21 protein-coding genes and 1 tRNA gene are annotated in these 21,251 nt (G+C 69.7%); 17 read left to right on the plus strand and 5 right to left on the minus strand.

All coding sequences use genetic code 11. The features are described 5' to 3' along the window. Positions 1-4: 4 nt before the first annotated feature. Positions 5-1,039: a 1,4-dihydroxy-2-naphthoate polyprenyltransferase gene (locus BIU99_RS00910; protein WP_071258663.1), complete on the plus strand. Its 1,035-nt coding sequence runs from the start codon at positions 5-7 to the stop codon at positions 1,037-1,039. Here the strand turns inward: BIU99_RS00910 and BIU99_RS00915 are convergent. Beyond that, positions 980-1,324, minus strand: a complete 345-nt coding sequence (locus BIU99_RS00915) for a DUF4229 domain-containing protein (protein ID WP_064294643.1) — start codon at positions 1,322-1,324, stop codon at positions 980-982. The genes BIU99_RS00910 and BIU99_RS00915 overlap by 60 nt on opposite strands. Before the next feature lie 71 nt (positions 1,325-1,395). Here BIU99_RS00915 and BIU99_RS00920 point away from each other — a divergent pair, with 71 nt between their 5' ends. Genes BIU99_RS00920 through BIU99_RS00930 form a run of 3 tightly spaced genes read left to right on the plus strand, consistent with a single transcriptional unit; the run spans position 1,396 to position 4,470 of the window. After that, positions 1,396-1,818: a PLD nuclease N-terminal domain-containing protein gene (locus BIU99_RS00920; RefSeq protein WP_064294595.1), complete on the plus strand. Its 423-nt coding sequence runs from the start codon at positions 1,396-1,398 to the stop codon at positions 1,816-1,818. Beyond that, entirely contained in the window at positions 1,815-3,551 is a 1,737-nt protein-coding gene (gene menD, locus BIU99_RS00925) for a 2-succinyl-5-enolpyruvyl-6-hydroxy-3-cyclohexene-1-carboxylic-acid synthase (RefSeq protein WP_071258664.1), read from the plus strand. Before BIU99_RS00920 ends, menD begins: the two co-directional genes overlap by 4 nt. A 55-nt stretch (positions 3,552-3,606) precedes the next feature. Beyond that, entirely contained in the window at positions 3,607-4,470 is an 864-nt protein-coding gene (locus BIU99_RS00930) for a polyphosphate kinase 2 family protein (protein WP_071258665.1), read from the plus strand. A gap of 17 nt (positions 4,471-4,487) precedes the next feature. Here the strand turns inward: BIU99_RS00930 and BIU99_RS00935 are convergent, their stop codons facing one another. Continuing rightward, the gene (locus tag BIU99_RS00935) at positions 4,488-5,726 is read right to left on the minus strand and encodes an isochorismate synthase MenF (protein WP_071258666.1); all 1,239 of its coding nucleotides are present in this window, start codon (positions 5,724-5,726) and stop codon (positions 4,488-4,490) included. Positions 5,727-5,814: 88 nt separating this feature from the next. Further along, positions 5,815-6,657, minus strand: a complete 843-nt coding sequence (locus BIU99_RS00940) for a helix-turn-helix transcriptional regulator (protein WP_071258669.1) — start codon at positions 6,655-6,657, stop codon at positions 5,815-5,817. Between the two features lie 101 nt (positions 6,658-6,758). On the opposite strand from BIU99_RS00940, the gene BIU99_RS00945 reads away from it, so the two are divergent. The 8 genes from BIU99_RS00945 to BIU99_RS00980 all read left to right on the plus strand — a co-directional run bounded on the left by BIU99_RS00945 (position 6,759) and on the right by BIU99_RS00980 (position 15,400). After that, positions 6,759-7,439 carry an SDR family NAD(P)-dependent oxidoreductase gene (locus tag BIU99_RS00945; RefSeq protein ID WP_071258671.1) on the plus strand — a complete coding sequence of 227 codons (681 nt, stop codon included), beginning with the start codon at positions 6,759-6,761 and terminating at the stop codon, positions 7,437-7,439. 63 nt (positions 7,440-7,502) lie between these two features. Then, a complete protein-coding gene (locus tag BIU99_RS00950; RefSeq protein WP_064294590.1) occupies positions 7,503-8,207 on the plus strand; it encodes a demethylmenaquinone methyltransferase in 705 nt (234 codons plus the stop codon). 150 nt (positions 8,208-8,357) lie between these two features. Beyond that, complete coding sequence (locus BIU99_RS00955; RefSeq protein ID WP_071258673.1) at positions 8,358-9,917, plus strand: APC family permease; 1,560 nt, start codon at positions 8,358-8,360, stop codon at positions 9,915-9,917. 88 nt (positions 9,918-10,005) lie between these two features. Next, on the plus strand, positions 10,006-10,443 hold the full coding sequence (locus BIU99_RS00960; RefSeq protein WP_071258675.1) for a hypothetical protein: 438 nt from the start codon (positions 10,006-10,008) through the stop codon (positions 10,441-10,443). Between the two features lie 102 nt (positions 10,444-10,545). Continuing rightward, positions 10,546-11,607 carry a polyprenyl synthetase family protein gene (locus BIU99_RS00965; protein ID WP_071258678.1) on the plus strand — a complete coding sequence of 354 codons (1,062 nt, stop codon included), beginning with the start codon at positions 10,546-10,548 and terminating at the stop codon, positions 11,605-11,607. Between the two features lie 113 nt (positions 11,608-11,720). Beyond that, positions 11,721-13,106, plus strand: a complete 1,386-nt coding sequence (locus BIU99_RS00970) for an FAD-dependent oxidoreductase (protein ID WP_071258681.1) — start codon at positions 11,721-11,723, stop codon at positions 13,104-13,106. Positions 13,107-13,191: 85 nt separating this feature from the next. Continuing rightward, positions 13,192-14,289, plus strand: coding sequence for a hypothetical protein (locus BIU99_RS20115; RefSeq protein WP_071258685.1), 1,098 nt, complete (start codon positions 13,192-13,194; stop codon positions 14,287-14,289). Positions 14,290-14,362: 73 nt separating this feature from the next. Continuing rightward, positions 14,363-15,400 (plus strand): alpha/beta hydrolase, encoded by a 1,038-nt coding sequence (locus BIU99_RS00980; protein ID WP_071258686.1) that lies wholly within the window; start codon positions 14,363-14,365, stop codon positions 15,398-15,400. Here BIU99_RS00980 and BIU99_RS19590 read toward each other — a convergent pair. Together BIU99_RS19590 and BIU99_RS00990 are read right to left on the minus strand one after the other, a co-directional pair. After that, positions 15,397-15,591, minus strand: coding sequence for a hypothetical protein (locus BIU99_RS19590; RefSeq protein WP_086474884.1), 195 nt, complete (start codon positions 15,589-15,591; stop codon positions 15,397-15,399). The genes BIU99_RS00980 and BIU99_RS19590 overlap by 4 nt on opposite strands. 151 nt (positions 15,592-15,742) lie before the next feature. Next, entirely contained in the window at positions 15,743-16,231 is a 489-nt protein-coding gene (locus tag BIU99_RS00990; RefSeq protein ID WP_056014685.1) for a YajQ family cyclic di-GMP-binding protein, read from the minus strand. Positions 16,232-16,284: 53 nt separating this feature from the next. Between BIU99_RS00990 and BIU99_RS00995 the strand changes: the two genes are divergently transcribed. The 5 genes from BIU99_RS00995 to BIU99_RS01015 all read left to right on the plus strand — a co-directional run bounded on the left by BIU99_RS00995 (position 16,285) and on the right by BIU99_RS01015 (position 21,147). Beyond that, the gene (locus BIU99_RS00995; RefSeq protein WP_071258690.1) at positions 16,285-17,049 is read left to right on the plus strand and encodes a lytic murein transglycosylase; all 765 of its coding nucleotides are present in this window, start codon (positions 16,285-16,287) and stop codon (positions 17,047-17,049) included. A gap of 105 nt (positions 17,050-17,154) precedes the next feature. Further along, positions 17,155-17,236 (plus strand) — tRNA-Tyr (locus BIU99_RS01000). 222 nt (positions 17,237-17,458) lie between these two features. Beyond that, the gene (locus BIU99_RS01005; protein WP_071258692.1) at positions 17,459-18,730 is read left to right on the plus strand and encodes an HNH endonuclease signature motif containing protein; all 1,272 of its coding nucleotides are present in this window, start codon (positions 17,459-17,461) and stop codon (positions 18,728-18,730) included. A 127-nt stretch (positions 18,731-18,857) separates the two neighbouring features. After that, the gene (locus BIU99_RS01010; protein ID WP_071258694.1) at positions 18,858-19,685 is read left to right on the plus strand and encodes an inositol monophosphatase family protein; all 828 of its coding nucleotides are present in this window, start codon (positions 18,858-18,860) and stop codon (positions 19,683-19,685) included. Between the two features lie 316 nt (positions 19,686-20,001). Then, on the plus strand, positions 20,002-21,147 hold the full coding sequence (locus tag BIU99_RS01015) for a M23 family metallopeptidase (protein ID WP_071259277.1): 1,146 nt from the start codon (positions 20,002-20,004) through the stop codon (positions 21,145-21,147). Positions 21,148-21,251 lie beyond the last annotated feature (104 nt).

The raw sequence follows: 21,251 nt of genomic DNA on the forward strand, positions 1-21,251 counted from the left end.
CGTCGTGGCACATGGAGCACGGCCGGCAGCGCCGAAACAGCAGAAGACGTCCGCACAGCGCCCCACGGCGGGTCGTGGCGCGAACGGTGGACGATCGGGCAACCCCGCACGCGGTGGCGGTCGCAAGGTCCCCCTCGCGAAGCCGGCGACCTTCGGCGACTGGGTCGGTGCGGCCCGGATCCGCACGCTGCCGATGGCCGTCGCCCCCGTGCTCATCGGCACCGGCGCCGCGACGATCATCGCGGGCCCCGGGGTCTACCACCCGGTCCGTGCACTGCTCTGCCTCGTCGTCGCGCTCGCGCTGCAGATCGGCGTCAACTACGCCAACGACTACTCCGACGGCATCCGCGGAACGGACGACCTGCGGGTCGGCCCGAGCCGATTGACCGGTTCCGGCGCGGCGAAGCCCAAGACGGTCCTCACCGTCGCGCTGGTGTTCTTCGGGATCGCGGCCGTGGCCGGCATCGTCCTCACGATCCTCACCCAGTTCTGGTGGCTGCTCCTCGTCGGGGCGGTCGCGATCGTCGCCGCCTGGTTCTACACGGGCGGGAAGCGTCCCTACGGGTACTTCGCGCTCGGCGAGGTCTTCGTCTTCGTGTTCTTCGGCCTCGTCGCCACACTCGGCACCACCTTCGTCCAGGTCGGGACCGTGAACCAGGAGGCATGGTTCGGTGCGATCGGCGCGGGCCTCATCGCCTGTGCCGCGCTCGTCGTCAACAACCTCCGCGACCTCGAACAGGACAAGGCGGTCGGGAAGCGCACCCTGTCGACCTTCATCGGCCGGATCGCGTCGAAGGTGCTCTACTGCGTCCTGCTGCTCGTGCCGTTCGGCATCGCCGCGTTCCTCGCGCTGTTCTACCCGATCGCCTGGTTCACGATGTTCGCGCTGCTCGCCGCCATCCCGGCGTGCGTGATCGTGCTGTTCTCCACGACGGCCAAAGAGCAGATCCTGGCGCTCAAGCTGACGGGGCTCGTGCAGCTAGCGTTCGGGGTGATCCTCGGTCTGGCGTTCTTCTACACGCCCGGCATCGCCGGCTGACGACGCTTCCGGCGTCGCCGCGCTCGCATCGAGCGCCGCGTCCTCGGAGTCCTCGTCGTCGTGCGGCGTCGGCTTGTCGCCGTGTCGACGGGCGTACAGCTCCTGCGCGACGGTCTCCCGCGGAGTGCGCAGGAAGATGTAGGACACGCAGAGCCCGATGATCGCGGCGATGATCGCGGCGACCCAGGGCTGCAGACCCGTGAGGAAGACGAGGAGCAGGAGCGGCACCACGAACGCCAGGAGGCGGAGGATGGTGTACCGGACGGCGGCGGGAACGCGTTTCACCACATAAGTCTAGGCGTCCCGCCTGAAGGCAACCCCAGGTAATCACGTCACCTGGCGTTTACGATGGAGACATGGTTCGTCTCTGGATCGGCCTCGCCGTCGCGGCAGTCGTCTTCATCGTGTACTCGGTGGTCGACTGTGCCACGATGCCGCGCGACCGGGTCAGAGGGATCAGCAAGACCTCGTGGATCATCGCCATCCTCCTCCTGCCGGTCATCGGCGGAGTCCTCTGGTGGATCATCGGCCGGGTCCGCGCTCCGAAGGCCGTGCCCCGCGGCTCAGCCCCGGACGACGACCCGGACTTCCTCAAGAAGCTCGACGCCGACCGCGCGCAGACGAAGCGCATCCGCGACCTCGAGGACGAGCTCAACCGCTTCGACGACGAGTCGGGTGAGAGCCCGGATGCGACGACGCACGACGACCCCGCGCCAGGATCAGACACGCCCGACGACGGCTCCGGCCGCAGACCGCCTGGCGCCCCGAGCGCCTCGTGAACCCGTCCGCCGCTCCCGAGCCCGTCGGCTCGGCTCCCTCGTCGAGCCCGGCCAGCGCGTCGGCATGGTCGCTCCTCGACGCGCTCGTCGCCGCGGGTGTCTCCGACGTCGTCGTCTGTCCCGGCTCCCGGTCCCAGGCGCTCGCGCTCGCCGCCGCCGAGCTCGCGGCCTCCGGACGGATCACCCTGCACGTGCGCATCGACGAGCGGGTCGCCGGCTTCCTCGCCCTGGGCCTCGGCGTCGAGACCGACCGTCCGGCCGTCGTGATCACGACCTCGGGGACGGCGACCGCGAACCTGCATCCGGCGGTCCTCGAGGCGCATCACTCGCGCGTGCCGGTCATCGTCCTCACGGCCGACCGGCCGGCCGAGGCGCACGGCATCCGGGCGAACCAGACGACGAAGCAGGACGACCTCTACGGGTTCGCCGCGCGCCTCGCCGTGGTCGTCGAGGCCCCGACCGGTGAATCGGGTGAGCAGGACGCCGCCCGCGATCTCGCCCGGCGGGCGTACCGAGCCGCGACGGACGTCCTCGACCCGGGCCCGGTGCACCTGAACCTCGCGTTCCGGGAGCCGCTCTCGGGCAGCTTCGAGCCGGAGGTGACCGAGACGGCCCCCGATGTCCCGGTCGCGACGGACGCCGTCACGGAGGCACCGCTTTACCCGGGGCGACCGCATCTCGTGCTCGAGCGTGGACCCAGGACCCTCGTCGTCGCCGGGCACGACTCCGGCCCGGCCGCCGAGCAGCTCGCGGCGGACGGCGGGTGGCCGCTCATCGCGGAGGTGTCGAGCGGATCGCGGTTCGGGCGGAACGTCATCGCCGCCTACCGGGAGCTGCTGCGCGAGGTCGACTACCGCGAGGCCGTCGAGCGCGTCGTCGTGTTCGGCCACCCGACACTCAGCCGCGAGGTCCCGCTCCTGCTCCAGCAGCCGCAGGTCGAGACGATCGTCGTGGCCCCGGCCGGAGCCGAGGTCTACAACCCCGGACGACGGGCCGACCAGATCGTGTCCTCGGTCGCCGTCGAGGCGGGCCCCGCGGATCGCGCCTGGCTCGGCGCCTGGGTCGTCGGATCCCGCGAACGGGTGATCGACCCCTCGCCCGCAGCCCCCGATCTCGACGGGCTGCACTCGACGACACCCGCCGAGCGACTGGCCTCCGTCCGGGCCGAGCTCGAGGCCGTCCGGCTCCCGGTCACCCGCGAGGTCCTCGTCGACGCGGTCTGGCGTGCCACCTGGCCGCACGACCGTCTCGTCGTCGGCGCGTCGAGGCTCATCCGCGTGGCCGACGGCCTCGTCCCCGGCCGCAAGATCAGCGTGCACGCCAACCGCGGACTCGCGGGCATCGACGGCACCATCGCCACCGCCACGGGGATCGCGCTGGCGAGCCAGGCCGACGGCGGTCCCGGAGTGACGCGGGTGCTCCTCGGCGACCTGGCCTTCCTCCACGACGTCGGCGCGCTCCTCCTGGACGACGGCGTCGCGCCGCGTCTCCAGGTGATCGTCGGCAACGACGGCGGTGGCACCATCTTCGACGCGCTCGAGGTCGCCCAGAGTGCACCCGGAGCGCTCTTCGACCGCGTCCAGTACACGCCGCAGCACGTCCGGCTCGAGTCGCTCGCGACGGCCTACGGCTGGGAGTACCGCTCGGCCCGCACCCGCACGGAACTCGACCAGGCGTTCACCGCCCCGGTGACCGGTCCCGTCCTCATCGAGGTCCCGCTGCCGCGCGCCTGATCCGTGGGTCCTCCCGGGGTCGACTTCCGACCCGGGATCCGGCCACAATGGGCGGATGACGGCATCGAAGCACGCATCGACCTGGACCGCGCCTCCTCGAGACACCCTGCGCGTGGGTGAGGGGTTCAGCCTCGCCGACGTCGATCCCCGGTCGACGCCGGGCTTCGACGGCGACAAGCAGCAGGGCAGGCTCGAGCTCGACGCGGGGGTGCCCGCCCTGTCCGAACTGCAGGAGCGACTCTTCGCGGCGAGCACGCAGGGAGCCCCGGAAGCGGTGCTCCTCGTCCTGCAGGCGATGGACACGGCGGGCAAGGGCGGCATCGTCAAGCACGTCGTCGGCTCCGTCGACCCGCAGGGCGTGCACCACTACGCCTTCAAGAAGCCCACGGAGGAGGAGCGCTCCCACGACTTCCTCTGGCGGGTGGAGCCGCACCTGCCGAAGCCCGGTCAGATCGGCGTCTTCGACCGTTCGCACTACGAGGACGTCCTCATCGGCCGGGTGCGTCGGCTCGCGGAGCCGGACGAGATCGAGCGTCGGTACGGAGCGATCAACGACTTCGAGGCGGGGATCGTCGCGAGCGGGACCCGCATCGTCAAGGTGATGCTGCAGATCAGCGCCGACGAGCAGAAGGAACGGCTCGCCGATCGGCTCGCGCGTCCGGACAAGCATTGGAAGTACAACCCCGGCGATGTGGACGAACGGGAGCTGTGGCCGGCGTATCAGGACGCGTACCAGGTGGCGTTCGAGCGCACGAGCACCGAGGCAGCCCCGTGGTTCGTCGTGCCGGCGGACCGCAAGTGGTACGCGCGCATCGCGGTCCAACGTCTGCTGCTCGACGCCCTCGAGGACATCGATCCGCAGTGGCCGCCGGCTGACTACGACATCGCCGTCGAGCAGGCGCGACTCGCGGCGAGCTGAACCGGTGGGGCCTCGGCTCAGCCGAAGGCCTCCACGATCGGACGGAACTTCATCTTCGTCTCGACGAGCTCCGTCGCGGCATCCGAGTCGGCCACGATGCCGCAGCCGGCGTAGGCCGTGATGTCGCCGTCGGGTGCGATCTGCGCACAGCGGAGGGCCACCGCCCACTCGCCGTCGCCCGAGGCGTCCACCCACCCGACCGGACCGGCGTAGCGACCGCGGTCGAACGGTTCCAACTCGCGGATGAGGGTGACGGCGTCGCGGGTCGGGGTTCCGGCGACGGCGGCCGTCGGGTGCAGGCCGTCCATGAGGTCGAGCGAGGACGAGCCGTCCGAGAGTCGTCCCTCGATGTCGGTCGCGAGGTGCCAGAGGTTCGGCAGCTTGAGGGTGAACGGGACCTCGCTGCGGCGCAACTGCGGACTGTGAGATTGCAGAGCGGTCAGCACGGACTGCACGGCGAACTGGTGTTCACCCTGGTCCTTCGCGCTCGTCATGAGTGCGACGGCCTGGTCGTGGTCGCTCTCGGCGTCGGGACCACGCGAGATCGTGCCGGCGAGGACGCGCGCCGAGACGGCACCCCGATCCACTCGGACGAGCGTCTCCGGGCTCGAGCCGATGAAGCCGTCGACCGCGTAGGTCCAGCAGTCGGGGTAGGCGAGGGCGAGGTCGTGGAGCACCCGGCGGCGGTCCGCTTCCTCGGGGAGGTGCCCGGTCAGGTCGCGAGCGAGCACGACCTTGCTGAGGCCGCCGGCCTTGATGCGGGCGATGGCGCGCTCGGCCGATTCGAGGTAGCCCTCGCGGCTCTGCACACCGGGGGTCAGCTGGATGCGGTACTCCGGCCCGTACGCCGTGGTCACGGGATCGACGTCCTCGGCGCCGTCGCCGAGGGAGACCCGCGTGATGAAGCTCGCGTCGGGGTACCGGCCGATGATCGTGCGCGGCACGATGAGGACGCTCGTCGCGGAGGACTCGTCGTCGAAGGCGAACGTGCCGAACGCGACCAGGCCGGTCCCGGGGCGTCGCACCTCGTCCGTCACCACGGCTGCGGCGCAGACGTCCCGCCAGGCCGCCGCGGCACGCGTGAACCGGTCGGGGCCAGAGAACTCCAGGCGGAGCGCCTCACCCAGTCCGACCAGCCCGTGACCCTTCCGCACCCAGAGGAGCGGCGAGGTCTGGTCGGCGAACGGGAGGAGCTGGCGCGGGTCGTCGATGGCGACGGTCTGGGCGACCAGTGACGAGGTCAGGGGAATGGTCACCGTTCAACCCTACGCCCGCGCAGGAGGGGTCACTCCCCGCCGCAGCCCGACCGGTGGCGGGGTGCTCACGGCCTGGTCGGCGGGGCGTTCACCGGCCGGGCGTGCCGATCGTCTGCAACCCGGTGACCCCGAGCAGTGCGAGTTTCGCCGCGTCCTCGGTGCCCGGTGCCGCCGTGTAGACGACGATGCGCAGGTCGCCGCCCGGCGTGGACAGGACGTCGCAGTCGACGGTGATCGGTCCGACCGGCGTCCGCGTGACCGTCTTCCGGCTCGCCCGGTGCTCCGCGACCCTGGCTTCCGCCCAGCGTCGCTCGAACTCGGGCGACACCGATCGCAGCCGGGCCACGAGTCGTGCGAGCTCGTCGTCCCGCGGGTAGCGCCCGACCGCGGCCCGGAGGTCTGCGGCGAGGTCGCTCGCGAACTCCTCCTCGTGCTGCTCGTCGAAGTCGGTGCTCTCGTGCCCCGCGGTGAAGTGCCGCCACACCAGGTTGCGATCGTCGCCGACGAGGGCGGACGGATCGCCGTTCACCGCGGCCCACAGCGGGTTCCAGAGCAGGATGTCGTGGGCGGCGGAGAAGACCGCCAGCGGCACGTCGCCGAGCCGGTCGACGATGCGCTGGACGCCAGGACCGATGTGCCGGGGGACGACCCCGGGCGGTGGTGGAGCGGCTCCGGCGACCCGGTAGAGGTGGTCGCGCTCCTGATCCGTCAGTCGGAGGGCGACCGCAAGCGCCCGGAGGAGTTGCGGCGAAGGGTTCTTGGCGCGACCCTGCTCGAGCCTGACGATGTAGTCCACGCTGATGCCGGCGAGGGCGGAGAGCTCCTCGCGGCGCAGGCCGGCAGTCCGTCGTCCTGGGCCGGCGGGGAGACCGACTTCGGCAGGGGAGACCCGTTCGCGCCAGGCCCGGAGCACACCGGCGAATTCGTCCATCCGGCCATTGTGCCCCCGGCGGCGGTCCGCACCCTGGTACTGCCGGTCCTCCTGTCGACCGGGGCCTGGCGGGCCGACCCTGCCGGGCGGAGCATGGACCCATGACCACCACACTCATCACCGGGGCCAACAAGAGCCTCGGACTCGAAACCGCACGCCGACTGATCGACGCCGGCCACACCGTCTACGCCGGCATGCGCGACCTGGGCCGTGGCGATGCCGTCGCCGCACTCGGCGCCCACCCCGTCCAGCTCGACGTCACCGACCAGGCGAGCGTCGATGCGGCCCTCGCGGCGCTCCCGGAGCTCGACGTGCTCGTCAACAACGCCGGCGTGCTCGGCACGTCCTTCGGCGTCAACGACCTCGCGCCGGAGTCGATGCAGGACGTCCTCGACACGAACGTCGTGGGTCTCGTCCGCGTCACCCAGGCGGCGTTGCCCCTCCTGCGTCGTTCGTCCCGACCCGTCATCGTGAACGTCGCCTCCGGGGTCGGGTGGCCGCGCTTCCTCACCACCGAGGGGGCCGACGAGTTCGCGGTGCCGACGATCCCGTACGCCGCGTCGAAGGCGGCCGTCATCGCGCTCACCGTGCAGTACGCGAAGAACCTGCCCGGGTTCCGGGTGAACGTGAGCGACCCGGGCTACACGGCGACCGACTTCAACGGGCACGGCGGCCACCAGACGGTGACCGAGGGGACGGACGCGACCGTCGCGCTCGCCCTGCTCGGTCCGGACGGTCCCACCGGCGAGTTTCACAACCGGCACGGACGCATCGACTACTGAGCGTGAGCCTGGGAGCCGTGCTCGGACGGCCGGCTCCCAGCGGCGCGGACGTAGGATGGAGGGGTGAACCGCGCCGACCTCTCCAAGCAGCCCGAGCAGGTCTCGGCCATGTTCGACGACGTCTCGACGAAGTACGACCGCATGAACGCGGTCCTCTCCGTCGGGAACGACGCCCTGTGGCGCATCGCGACCACTCGTGCGGTCGGTCTGGCCGCCGGTGAGCGCATCCTCGACCTCGCCGCCGGCACGGGAACGTCCTCCGCGGCGCTGGCCCGCAACGGGGCGCAGGTCGTGGCCGCCGACTTCTCGCCCGGCATGATCGCCGTGGGTCGCGACAAGTACGCCGACCGCTCCGACATCCAGTTCGTCGAGGCCGACGCGACCGACCTCCCCTTCGCCGACGAGGAGTTCGACGCCACGACGATCTCCTTCGGTCTCCGCAACGTCGTCCGTCCGAAGGACGCCCTCGCCGAGATGCTCCGGGTCACGAAGCCCGGCGGCCGGATCGTCATCTGCGAGTTCTCCACGCCGACGTTCGGGCCCATGCGCGCCGCGTACAACCTCTACCTCGAGCGGGTCATGCCGCTCGTCGCGGGCGTCGCGTCGTCGAACGCCGAGGCGTACACCTACCTGAACGACTCGATCCGCGCCTGGCCGAGCCAGCCGGAGCTGGCCGCCTGGCTGCGCGAAGCGGGCTACGAGCACGTCGCGTACCGCAACCTCACCGGCGGGATCGTCGCCCTGCACCGGGGACTCAAGCCGGCCTGAGTCGCGTCACCATCGGGGTTCGTCTCGGCATTCTCGAGGGGTGGAACCGGTTGATCCCGTCACTTCCGATGAGGCGGCGCGACTGATTCCGTAGCCCGGTCCCGAACGGGAGCATTGACACACGGGTGCACCCGGCCCTACCGTTCCGTCATGACAGCACAGGACACGGCCCGCGGGCCGCAGCCGGCATCACCCACCGGCGGCAAGGGTCTCGCCACCGGCACCCTCGGCCTCTTCGGCTCCGTGATCATCGGCCTGGCGTCGACCGCGCCGGTGTACTCGCTCGTCGCGACGCTCGGGTTCGTCGTGCTCGCCGTGGGCGCCCAGGCGCCGATCGCCTTCATCGTCGCCTTCATCCCGATGCTGTTCATCGCGTTCGCCTATCGCGAGCTGAACCGCGACGTGCCGGACTGCGGCACCACCTTCACCTGGGCGACGAAGGCCTTCGGCCCGGTCACCGGCTGGATCGGCGGGTGGGGCGTCGCGCTCGCCGGCATCGTGGTGCTCGCGAACCTCGCACAGATCGCGGGGCAGTACCTGTGGCTGCTCATCGGCGACGGTTCCCTCGCCTCGAACGTCCCACTCGTCACCGCCACCGGTGTCGTGTTCATCGCCCTCATGACGTGGGTCTCGTACCGCGGCATCGAGCTGGGGGAGCGGATCCAGAACATCCTCCTCGCGATCCAGTACCTCGCGCTCGTGCTGTTCGCCGTGTTCGCCTTCATCGGCGTCGCGAACGGCACGGCTCCGAACGCCACGCCGGTCTCGCTTGACTGGTTCAATCCGTTCGCCTTCGGCGACTATCACGGGTTCATCGAGGCCGTGCTGCTCGCGTTGTTCATCTACTGGGGGTGGGACACCTGCCTGGCCCTGAACGAGGAGACGAAGGACCCGCAGAAGATCCCGGGTCGCGCAGCGCTCATCTCGACCGTCGTCCTCCTCGTCACCTACGTCACGGTGACGGTCGCCGCCATGGCCTACGCCGGGCTCGGCGACACGGGCACCGGGCTCGGTAACGAGGACAACGCGAACGACATCTTCCTCGCACTCAAGGACCTCGTGCTCGGCCCCTGGGCCTGGATCCTCGTCGTGGCCGTCCTGATCTCGGCCGTGTCCTCGACGCAGACGACGATCCTGCCGACAGCTCGTGGAACGCTCTCGATGGCCGCCTACAAGGCGCTCCCGAAGCGGTTCGCGACCGTCCACCCGACGTTCAAGACCCCGTCGTTCTCCACACTCGTCATGGGCATCGTGGCGATCGTCTACTACGTCGGCATGACGCTCGTGAGCGAGAACATCCTCGCCGACTCGATCCTGTCGCTCGGACTCGCGATCGCCTTCTACTACGGCATCACCGGGTACGCGTGCGTCTGGTACTTCCGCAAGGTGCTCTTCCGTTCCGCACAGGACTTCTTCTTCAAGGGGCTGTTCCCGCTGCTGGGTGCGCTGATGCTCACCTACGCCTTCGTGCAGAGCTGCATCGACATGTTCGACGTGGACTACGGCTACACGGTCCTGTTCGGTGTCGGCGGCACGTTCGTCATCGGGGTCGGTTCGCTGGCCTTCGGGTTCGTGCTCATGCTGCTCTGGTACGGCCGCAAGGCCTCGCGGCCCTTCTTCCGCGGGGAGAGCCTCAACCGCGACACCGAGGTCCTCGTGCCGGACGAGCCGATCGAGTACGGCCGCTCCGTCGACGGTGGTCTCACCTGACCTCCGGTCCCTGAGCCTTCCTCCGGTCCCTGAGCTTGTCGAAGGGCATCTCCCGGGGTCGTCCAGGCGGGCCGGGCATACTGGAGGGATGTTGGACACCCTGCCAGGCGGCCCGTGGATCTGGGGCATCGCGATCGTCGGTCTCGTGCTCGTCGTCATCCTCATGAACGCCAGGCGGGCGAAGTCCGCGTTCGCGAAGCCGTACGAGCGCTACGACACCACGGAGATCCCGCCGGACACCCCGGGCACCCGAGAGTTCATCGTGCGAGACGACGCGACCGGTGCGCGGCTCCAGTTCGTGGCGTCGGGACCGTCGGCCAGGATCGCCCTCGTCGTCGTGCCGCCGAAACACCTCGGGACCGGCGTCGAGGCCGGCCTCTTCCGCGCCGCACTGCCGACCGCTCAGGGCGTCGACGCCTGGACGTGGCCGCCCCTCAACACCGACGGGTACTCGATGCTGCTCGACCTCGCGCACGAGTTCCCGCACCTGGCGTTCTACGACGCCGAGGGTGTGCAGCTCCGCTGAATCGCGCCGTGTGGTCCGACCACAGCTGCCAATCGCCTGACCGCGCCCGTGGATTCCGGTCCTCCGGCACCGGTGACGGGCTGCCCCGGCTAGGCTAGAGCTGTGAATCCCAGCGCGACCCGCCGTGTCAGCAACCTGGCCAGCCAGGCCGGGCTTGCCGAACGCATGTTCGCGACCGGTGCAGACCGCAAGCTCGCCAAGACCATCGACGACGGCGTGGCCCGCCTCGAGATCGGTCTGGAGGAGCAGCTCGGGTTCACCGACGACCTCGTGGACGTCACCGCGCGCTATCTGCTCGAGGCCGGCGGCAAGCGGGTTCGCCCCCTGCTCACCATGCTCATCGCCCAGCTCGGCGACGGCATCACCGACAACGTCCTGCGGGCGGCCGAGGCGATCGAGATCACCCACCTCGGGTCGCTCTACCACGACGACGTCATGGACGACGCCGACAAGCGTCGAGGCGTGCCCAGCGCCCACCAGGTGTTCGGCAACAACACCGCCATCCTCACCGGCGACCTCTTGTTCGCCCGTGCCAGCCAGATCATGGCCGACCTCGGTGAGCGGGCGATCCGGATCCAGGCCGCCACGTTCGAGCGCCTCGTGCTGGGGCAGTTGCACGAGACCACCGGTCCTCGCGAGGGCCAGGACGAGGTCGAGCACTACATCCAGGTCCTCGCCGACAAGACAGGGTCGCTCATCGCCGCCGCGGCCCGGAGCGGCGTCATCTTCTCCAACGCCCCCGAGGCGTACGAGAGTGCGGTCGTCGAGTTCGGCGAGAAGGTCGGCATCGCCTTCCAGCTCATCGACGACGTCATCGACCTGTCGCCGCAACCGGAGGAGACCGGCAAGGTCCCCGGCACCGACCTCCGGGCCGGCGTCGTCACCCTCCCCATGCTCTACCTGCGCCGCGAGGCCGTCGCCGACCCCGAGGCGGCAGCGCTCGTCGCCCGTCTCGACGCCGAGGTCACGGAGACGGACCACGACCCCGTCCGGTTCGCCGCGCTCGTGGCCACCCTGCGCGACCACGCCGTGACCGCGCGGACCTTCACCGAGGCCCGGCAGTGGGCCGACGAGGCGATCGCTGCACTCGCTCCACTGCCCGACGGCTCGGTCAAGAAGGCGCTCGTGCACTTCGCGAAGGCGATCGTCGACCGAAGGAGTTGATGGCGGCGCCGCTCCACCGGGGCGGCACGGCATCCCAGATGCGCATGCATGACGGCCGGAGCGCTCCACCGGCTGCACCCGGAACCCCGCACGGGGACACGAAAGGAACCACCGTGACCAAGCTCAGGCTGGCCATCGTCGGCGCAGGACCCGCAGGCATCTACGCGGCAGACATCCTCCTCAAGGCGGAACGGAAGTTCGACGTCTCCATCGACCTCTTCGAGCAGCTTCCGGCCCCGTACGGCCTGGTCCGCTACGGTGTCGCGCCCGACCACCCGCGTATCAAGGGGATCATCAACGCGCTCCGCGACGTCCTCGACCGAGGCGACATCCGGATCTTCGGCAACGTCCGCTTCGGCGTCGACATCACGCTGGACGACCTCAAGCACCACTACAACGCCGTGATCTTCTCCACGGGTGCCGTCGAGGACGCCCCGCTCGACATCCCGGGGATCGACCTCGACGGGTCGTACGGTGCCGCCGAGTTCGTGAGCTGGTTCGACGGACACCCCGACGTCCCACGCACCTGGCCGCTCGAAGCGGAGTCGATCGCCGTGATCGGCAACGGGAACGTCGCGCTCGACGTCGCTCGCATGCTCGCGAAGCACCCGGAGGATCTGCTCCCGACCGAGATCCCGGCCAACGTCCACGAGGGGCTGCAGCAGTCGCCCGTGACCGACGTGCACGTCTTCGGGCGTCGCGGGCCCGCACAGGTGAAGTTCACGCCGCTGGAGCTCCGCGAACTCGGGGAACTCAACGACGTCGACATGATCCTCGCCGACGAGGACTTCGACTACGACGACGCGTCGAAGGCGGCGGTGGCGAGCAACAAGCAGGTCATGGTCATCGACCGCGTCCTGCAGCAGTGGCGCAAGCGGGAGACCGGTCAGGCCTCGCGCCGACTGCACCTGCACTTCTACGCGAAGCCGGTCGAAGTCGTCGACGACGGTTCCGGCAAGGTCGCCGCCTTCCGGTACGAGCGGACGAGACCAGACGGTCAGGGCGGGGTCGAGGGCACGGGTGAGATCCGCGAGGTGCCGATCCAGGCGCTCTACCGCGCGGTGGGGTACTTCGGAAGCCCGCTGCCCGGCGTGCCCTTCGACTCTCGGCACGGCGTCATCCCCAACCACGAGGGCAAGGTCCTCCACCCCGAGAGCAACGAGCGCGTCCCGGGCGTCTACGCGACCGGGTGGATCAAACGTGGTCCGGTCGGCCTCATCGGCCACACGAAGTCGGACGCGATGGAGACCATCAGCCACGTCATCAACGATCAGGCGGACTGGTGGGCGCCGGCCGAACCCGAGGAGAAGGCCGTCGTCGCGCTGCTCGAGTCGCGCGGCGTGGCCTACACGGACCTCGAGGGCTGGCACCTCCTCGACCAGCATGAGATCGCGCTCGGTGAACCGCAGGGTCGCGCCCGCATCAAGGTGGTGCCGCGTGAGGAGATGGTGGCGATCTCGCGTGCGCAGCCGTCGGGCATCGGGACACCGTCCGCCTGAGCCGCCCGCGATCCCGCCGATCGCCCCGCGTCAAGCCGCTCGACGGAACCCGGTTCCGACGGGTGTCGGTCACTATGCTGGACGGATGACCGACCCCAACGCGCCCCAGAACGTCCCGTCGGAGCAGCCGACGTCCGTACCGCCGTCCGAGCCGCCGGCATTCGTCGCCGACGGCCGGCAGCAGCACCAGCAGCAGCCGCGGTACGGCGAGATGCACCCGGATCCCGTGCAGCAGCAGTGGGACCAGACCGGCCAGCAGACTCCGGCTCCGCAGCAGGGTGGCCAGTGGGGCCAGCCGCAGACCGGTGAGCAAGCGGGCCAGTGGGGTCAGCCGCAGCAGGGCCAGTACGGCCAGCCGCAGCACCCGGGCCAGCCGCAGCACACCGGCCAGTACGGTCAGGACACGGGGCAGTACGGCCAGCCGCAGCAGACCGGTCAGTACGGAGCCCCCCAGGGTCAGTACGGTCAGCCGCAGCAGGGTCAGTACGGTCAGCCGCAGCAGTACGTGCAGGCTCCGCAGAAGGCGCCGAACCCTCGTGCACGCGAGACGCGTCTCGCGCTCGTGTCGGTCGGCATCGCAGCGGGTATCGCTGCGGCCGTCGCACTGGTGGGCATCATCGGGTCCTTCTTCAGCATCTCGGAGTACTTCCCCGTCGGTGACGTCCTGCTGGGCTTCGGCGCGAACCTCGTCAACATCGCCCTCTGGGGCGCAGGGGCGGCACTCATCCTCATCATGGTCCGTCCGCTCACACGGGTCCGGACCGCCCGCGACCTGATCCAGTCGGTGGGCATCGCCGCGGCCGTCGGCACCGGCGTCCTGCTGCTCGTGGTGCTCATCGTCACCATCGTGCGCGGTGTCGTCGAGCAGTACGGCACCCCGGCGTTCTTCGTCAACCAGGGCTTCCTGTCGCCGATCCTCTACGGGGTCACCCTCGCGGGCTTCCTCACGATCGGTGCCGTGCTCGCGACGCGGTTGGTCGCACCCGAGGGCCTCGCCGACGCTCCGCACGAGCAGCACAATGGTCAGCAGCACGGTCAGCAGTTCCTGCAGGGTCAGCACGAGCAGCAGGGCCAGCACCAGCAGGGTCAGCACGACCACGGCTCGCAGCAGCACGGTCAGGCGCAGCAGCCCTACGGACAGCAGCCGCAGGCCCCGCAGCAGCACAACCCGTACCAGCAGTAGTCGGAACGTCGGATGGTCGGCGGTCGAGCCCGACCATCCGACCACCGATCACGGGGCGCGGTAACGTGGCGGTATGGCCGGATCTCGCGGGTGGACCGCCGACATCCTCGGCGAGGGCTTCCAGCAGCGCACGCTGACCCTCGAACCGGACGATGAAGGTGACGTCGTCGCGACCCTCGTCCGCTACCGGATGCCGCCCCTCGAGCAGCTCGGCGAGTTCCTGCTGCCCGACGTCGCGGACGGCATCGACGTCCTGTACGTCCACGGCTGGTCCGATTACTTCTTCCAACGCCACCTCGCGCGATTCTGGGCCAGGCTCGGAGCGCGGTTCTACGCACTCGACCTGCGCAAGTACGGCCGGAGCCTCCGCCCGCACCAGACGCCGGGATACGTCGACGACCTCCGCACCTACGACGAGGACATCGAGGCAGCGCTCTCGGTGATGGGGCACGGCTCCGACGAGCACGCCGCCGGGCGGCGGACCCGGCGCCGACTCGTCCTCCTCGGCCACTCGACCGGCGGGCTCACCCTGAGCCTCTGGACGGCCCGGAACCAGGATCGCGTCGCCGGTCTCGTCCTGAACAGTCCGTGGCTCGAATTCCAGGCGAGGCAGCTCGGGCGGCTCGCGATCGCCCCGCTCGTCCAAGCCGGATCGCGGATCGATCCGCGTGCCCAGCTCCCCGTCGTCGACCTCGGGTTCTACACCCGCTCCGTGTCGAGCACGATGGACGGGGCCTGGGACTACGACCTCGCCTGGCGGCCGCTCCACGGGTTCCCGCTGCATCCCGGGTGGTTGAACGCGATCCTGCGAGGGCATCGGCTCGTCGACGCGGGCCTGCAGCTGCGCGTGCCGGCGCTCACGCTGCTGTCGGCACGGAGTGTCCTGTTGCCGCGGTGGAACGACGCGATGATGCGGAGTGACACGGCGCTCGACGTCGACGCGGTCGCGGAACGCGCGCTCGACCTTGGCGAGACCGTCACGATCGTGCGGCTCGACGGCGCCTTGCACGACGTCTTCCTGTCCGAGGAGCCCGTCCGACAGCGCGCGTTCGAGCAGATCGTCGCGTGGGGACGCGGCTACCTCACGAAGCCGCCGACAGCCGATCGCTAGCGTTCAGCGGGCGGCAGGTGCCGCCGCGAGCCCATCGGACGCCGAGGATCCGGTCGCCCGGCGGCGAGCCAGTCGGCGTAGCTGTGGTTCGCGCCGATCGCGCACCAGCACGGGACACCGACCTCCTGGCCGGCGCGCGAGGTCCGGAAGAGTTCGAGATGCGACCCGTCCGCGGGTCTCTGGTGATCCACTGCTCCACTCCAACCATCGAGCCCGCTCGCACGGGTACGGTTCGTCCGGCACCGTGCCGGACGGGAGCCCGCCGGATCGGGTGCTCCGGTGAAGAGAGTGGTGCCGAGGTCGATCATGACGCGATCGAGGTGATCGACCGCGTCCGACCCGCTAGCGGTAGTTGACGAACTGGAGGTCGATGTCGAGGTCGGCGCCCTTCAGCAGCGCCATGGTGGCCTGGAGATCGTCACGGCTCTTCGACGAGACACGGAGCTCGTCGCCCTGGATCTGCGACTTGACCGACTTCGGGCCCTCGTCGCGGATGAGCTTGTTGGCCTTCTTCGCGATCTCCTGGCTGATGCCCTCCTTGAGGGTCGCCTCGATCCGGTACTCCTTGCCGCTCGCGAACGGGTCGCCGACCTCGAGGCTCTTGAGCGAGATGCCGCGCTTGATGAGCTTCGACTCGAAGACGTCGAGGATCGCCTTCACGCGCTCCTCGGTGTTGGCCTTCATGAGGATCTTCTCGCCGCTCCAGGCGATCGAGGCACCGACGTTCTTGAAGTCGTACCGCTGCTCGACCTCCTTGTGCGCCTGGTTGAGGGCGTTGTCCGCCTCCATCTTGTCGACCTTGCTCACGACGTCAAACGATGAATCTGCCATGTGGACCATGGTAGCGCCGGTGTCGCTCAGGCAGGTGTGGTTGGGTGGGTGCGATGCGCAGCCCGGTGAAGCAGGACCAGCGGACCATCGTCGGACGACGAGGGGCGCTCGCCGGAGCGACCCTGGTGATCGGTGTGCTCGTCTTGAGCAGTTGTGCTCCCGAGCCGGCCCCCGTCCCGTATGCGGTTCCCGTCGAGCTCCCGCCGAAGAGCGACGCTCCCGACGGCGGTGTCGCGAACGTCGACCTCGCCGATCCCCGGTGGATCACCGAGGTCGCCGAGGCGAGTGGCATCCCCGAGCGCGCCCTGCGGTCCTATGCCGGTGCCGCCATCCGCAAGGCCGAGCTGACGCCGGAGTGCGGCATCGGTTGGACGACGATCGCGGCCGTCGGGTTCGCCGAGAGCGACCACGGACGCCACGACGGCTCGAAGCTCGGCGAGGACGGCGTCGTGACGCCGCCGATCTTCGGTGTGCCGCTCACGGGTGGTGAGACCGAGGAGATCACCGACACCGACCAGGGGGTCATCGACGGCGACCCGGTCCACGACCGTGCCGTCGGCCCGTTCCAGTTCATCCCGCAGTCGTGGGAGAACTGGGGGACCGATGCGAGCGGTGACGGCGTGCTCGACCCGCAGAACCTCGACGACGCGGCGATGGCGGCCGGGAACTACCTCTGCCGGGCGAGCGACTACGACATGCGGACGGAGGACGGCTGGCTGAGTGGGATCCGGGCGTACAACTCGTCACCCGAGTACCTTCGGCGGGTCGCCGCCGCGGCGAACGAGTACGCCGAAGCGGCGCCGTCCGACGAGCGCTGAGCGGCTCGGTGACGGATGCCGATGCTGATTTCGCGTCCGGCGGTCTGACGGCTATATTGGTCAAGCGCTTTCGGTTGGCTGTTCGAAAGTCGGTCGGGCGCGCTTGGCGAGTTACCCTAGCGGCCAAAGGGATCTGACTGTAAATCAGACGGCTCAGCCTTCGGGGGTTCGAATCCCTCACTCGCCACGGACAAATCGCCTCATCCTCCGGATGGGGCGATTTTTCGTGGTGCTGGCGAGCCGGGGGAACCCCCGCCGGTCCCTGAGCCTGTCGAAGGGCACGCGGAGAACCTCGCGAATCCGGTGCCCTTCCTCCGGTCCCTGAGCCTGTCGAAGGGCACCCGAGGAGACGTCCACAACCGACCGACTCGTCATCTGGAATGTCAGTGGTCCATGGTGGACTTGTCCCATGATCGAGACCACCCTCACCGCGACCCGCGTCGGCGACGAGTACGCCGCGCGGCTCGCGGAGTTCTCGGAGGAGTGGGCGGATCTCCACCGACAGCAGGCCGTCCTGGACGCACGAAAGGCGCGCCTCCTCGCCAGTTCCGCCGCCTACGCGGACGCCTTCGCGGACGCCACGGTCCCGGCGATCTTCCCGCCGGCCGAGCGCCAGGCACTGTCCCGTCGTTCGACCTGTGCGGCTCTTGCGATGGCGACCCGGATACCGGAGCGGACTGTGCAGCGTGCGACCAACGACGCCGAGCGCCTCGTGAACGAAGCGCCGGCCGTGCTCGAGTCACTCGAGGTAGGGCGTATCTCGGCGAGGCATGCGCAGGTGATCACGGACCAGCTCTGCGACGTCCCGGCCGCTGGGCGGGCGGCGTTTCTGGACCAGGTCCTGCCCGAAGCGGAGCGCATGACCGCAGCAGGACTCAAAAACCGCGCCCGCGTCTTGCGCGAGCGCCTGCACCCCGAGTCCATCACCGCCCGCGCGGTCCGCTCCGAGGCCGACCGCCGGGTCGAGTTCGAACCCGCAGCGGACGGGATGGCGTGGGTGCATCTGTTCACCACGGCACCGATCGCGCAGGGCATCGTCGAACGGATCGAGACAGCCGCCGCCGAATCGCGCAATGCCGGTGACACCCGCACCTGCGCACAGCTGCAGGCCGACGCCCTCGTAGCGCTCGCCCTGACCGGTGTGACGCCGGAGGATGTCATGTCGAGCCCGGTCCTGCCACACCCGATCGAAGTGCAGGAACACATCGTCCCCACCGTCCAGATCACCGTCCCTGCGCTCAGCATGGCCGGCGTGAGCGATGCCCCGGCCACGCTCGACGGGTACGGTCCCATCGACCCGGAGACCGCCGCGCGCATCGCGGTGAACGCACCGAGCTTCACCCGGATCCTCGTTCAGCCGGAAACCGGTGCGGTCCTCTCCGTCGGCCGGAATCAGTACCGGGTTCCGGCCGATCTGCAGCGCGCGGTGCGTCTCCGGGACGGCACGTGTCGGGCACCTGGCTGCGGCAGACGCGCCAGAGCGTGTGACCTCGACCACTCGGTCGCCTGGGAAGACGGCGGCACCACGGATGTCGGAAACCTCGCGTGTCTCTGTCGACATCATCACCGCATGAAACACCTCCCCGGATGGAATCTCGACCACGGCCCCGGCGGAGTCCTCGAGTGGACGACACCCGACGGCAAGCACCACCGGACGGAACCAGACCCCGCCCCGTTCTGACCCCGCCGACGAAGGCTCCTTCGTGGGCACTTCGACAAGCTCAGTGACCGGGAGAGGCGTGCCCGAACCGGTTCGGTCCCTGAGCCTGTCGAAGGGCACTCAGGTCGTGCCGCCATAGGGTGGTGGGGTGACCGGACACGAAGAACTCCTCCAGATCGCCACCGACATCGCCGCAGAGGCCGGCGAGCTGATCCTGCGCCGACGCCGCGAGGGCGTCGAGATCGCCGCGAGCAAGTCGTCGGTCGAGGACGTCGTGACCCGAGCCGACCGCGAGTCCGAGCAATTCATCCGCGACCGCCTCCTCGCAGCACGACCGGACGACGGATTCCTCGGCGAGGAGACCGGCACGGAGGGCGGAGCGACGGGAACCTCCGGCCTGACCTGGGTCGTCGACCCCATCGACGGCACCGTCAACTACCTCTACGACATCCCTGCGTACGCCGTCAGCATCGGTGTCGTCGAGGGCGAACCAGACCCGGCCACCTGGACCGCCCTCGCCGGAGCCGTGGTGAACCCGGTCCTGGGTGAGCACTACACCGCCTCCCGCGGCGGTGGCGCACGACTGAACGGCCGCACCCTCGAGGTCAACCGAGGCGTGGCACCGAACGTGGCGCTGCTCGGCACCGGCTTCTCGTACACCGCCTCGCGGCGCATGGAGCAGGCGGCCGTGCTCGGCGCCCTCCTCGGGACCTTCCGCGACGTCCGTCGTATCGGTTCCGCCGCACTCGACCTCTGCAGTGTCGCTTCCGGCCGCCTCGACGCCTACTACGAGAGCGGGCTGAAGCCGTGGGACCAGGTCGCGGGCGCGCTCATCGCATCCGAGGCGGGCGCGACGGTCTCCGGCTTCGACGGAGCTCCGGCCACCACGCAGCTCATCATGGCCGCCGATGCGCCGCTGCTCGCGGTCCTCGAACGGCTCCTCGTCGAGCAGGGCTTCGCGACGCCGATCGGGTGACGCCCCATGCCCGCCGCCGCCGCTCTCGGTGGCGCTCCGGTGGCGACTCGTTCATAAGAGAACTCTCATATGGCCTCTGATCAGGTCTTTTTCGGATAAAACCGAGCACTGCCATGGCTTTTTCAGCCTCCCGTTGCTAGCATTTATGCATTCGTTACCTTCGCGTTCCCCCGCGCGGATGGACGTCGAGACCTTCCTGCAAGCCCATTGAAAGGCCCCCGCCCCCTTGTCACGCCATGCCAGCCCTGAGGACACCCCTGTGCTTCCCGACCCTCAGGACCCGCAGAACACGTCTGTCGAGAACGACGCTGCACCCGTGCAGACGCCGCCGCTCAGCCGCCGTGAACTCCGCGAACGTGAGCGTCAGGCGGCGGCGGCCCTGGAGCACCAGGAGTCCGTGCTGCAGGACCCGACGCACGAGGCCAGCGCCGACCAGGAGGAGACGGCCGCGGCTGTCGACCCGGTCGACCAGATGATCGCCGAGGCGATCGACGCCGTGCACACCACCGACGTCGCCGACATCGCGCCGGTCGAGGCAGAACCGCTCATCACCGAACCGGCCGTGGCTTCAGACTCCACCCCGGCCACCGAGTCCATCACGGTGACGGTCGACGCCTCCACGGTCGACGCCCCCCGTGTGCGCCGCGCAGCTGTATCGAAGCCGGCCCCGAAGCCCCGCGCATCGTCCCGCCAGGCCGCCGCACCGGCGTCGCCCCGCCCGACGAGCATCGCGCGCAAGCGCCGCATCACCACCAAGATCTTCGCGGGTGCCGCGATGGGCTTCGTCGCCCTCATGGCCGTGGCCACCTCCGTGCCCGCCAACGCGCTGCTCACCGCTGAAGACGTCGCGACCTCGGTGGCCGAGGCCTCGCAGGCAGAGCTCGGCGACGGCAACGGGCTGAGCAACCAGGCGTCGCAGTCGCTCGACAGCGAGGGTTCGGCCGAGCTGACCTTCACCCGCGACGACTACACGACGAGCACCGTCGAGGAAGCCGCCGCCGCCATGGGCATCCGCCCGGCGAACACCTTCACGAACAACCCGAACGGGACCATCCAATGGCCGTTCGCGGTCGGTGTCACCATCGGTGACCGCTTCGGTGCCCGCGACTGCGCCGGGTGCTCCAGCGACCACCACGGCCAGGACTTCAACCCCGGCAACGGCGCACCCATCCAGGTCATCGCCGACGGTGTCGTCCGCCACGTCGAAGACGGCGAAGGCTCGCTCGGCGTCAACGTCATCGTCGACCACACCATCAACGGCCGCCTCGTCTCGAGCGTCTACGCGCACATGCAGCATGGTTCGGTCCGAGTGACCGAAGGTCAGGCGATCAAGGTCGGCACGATCCTCGGACTCACCGGTAGCACCGGTATGTCAACCGGCCCGCACCTCCACTTCGAGATCCGACTCGACGGCGTCACCTGGGTCGATCCGCTCGAATGGCTCTACGCGAACGTCAACTGACGCCGCGGAACCTGACGCTTCGACTGCCTCGCCCGACTCCGGGCGGGGCAGTCGTGTTTCGCCCCGGGGACTTCCTCCGGTCACTGAGCTTGTCGACGTGCCCA

Source organism: Plantibacter sp. MMLR14_011, assembly GCF_001865025.1.
Classification (GTDB): Bacteria; Actinomycetota; Actinomycetes; order Actinomycetales; family Microbacteriaceae; genus Plantibacter; species Plantibacter flavus_A.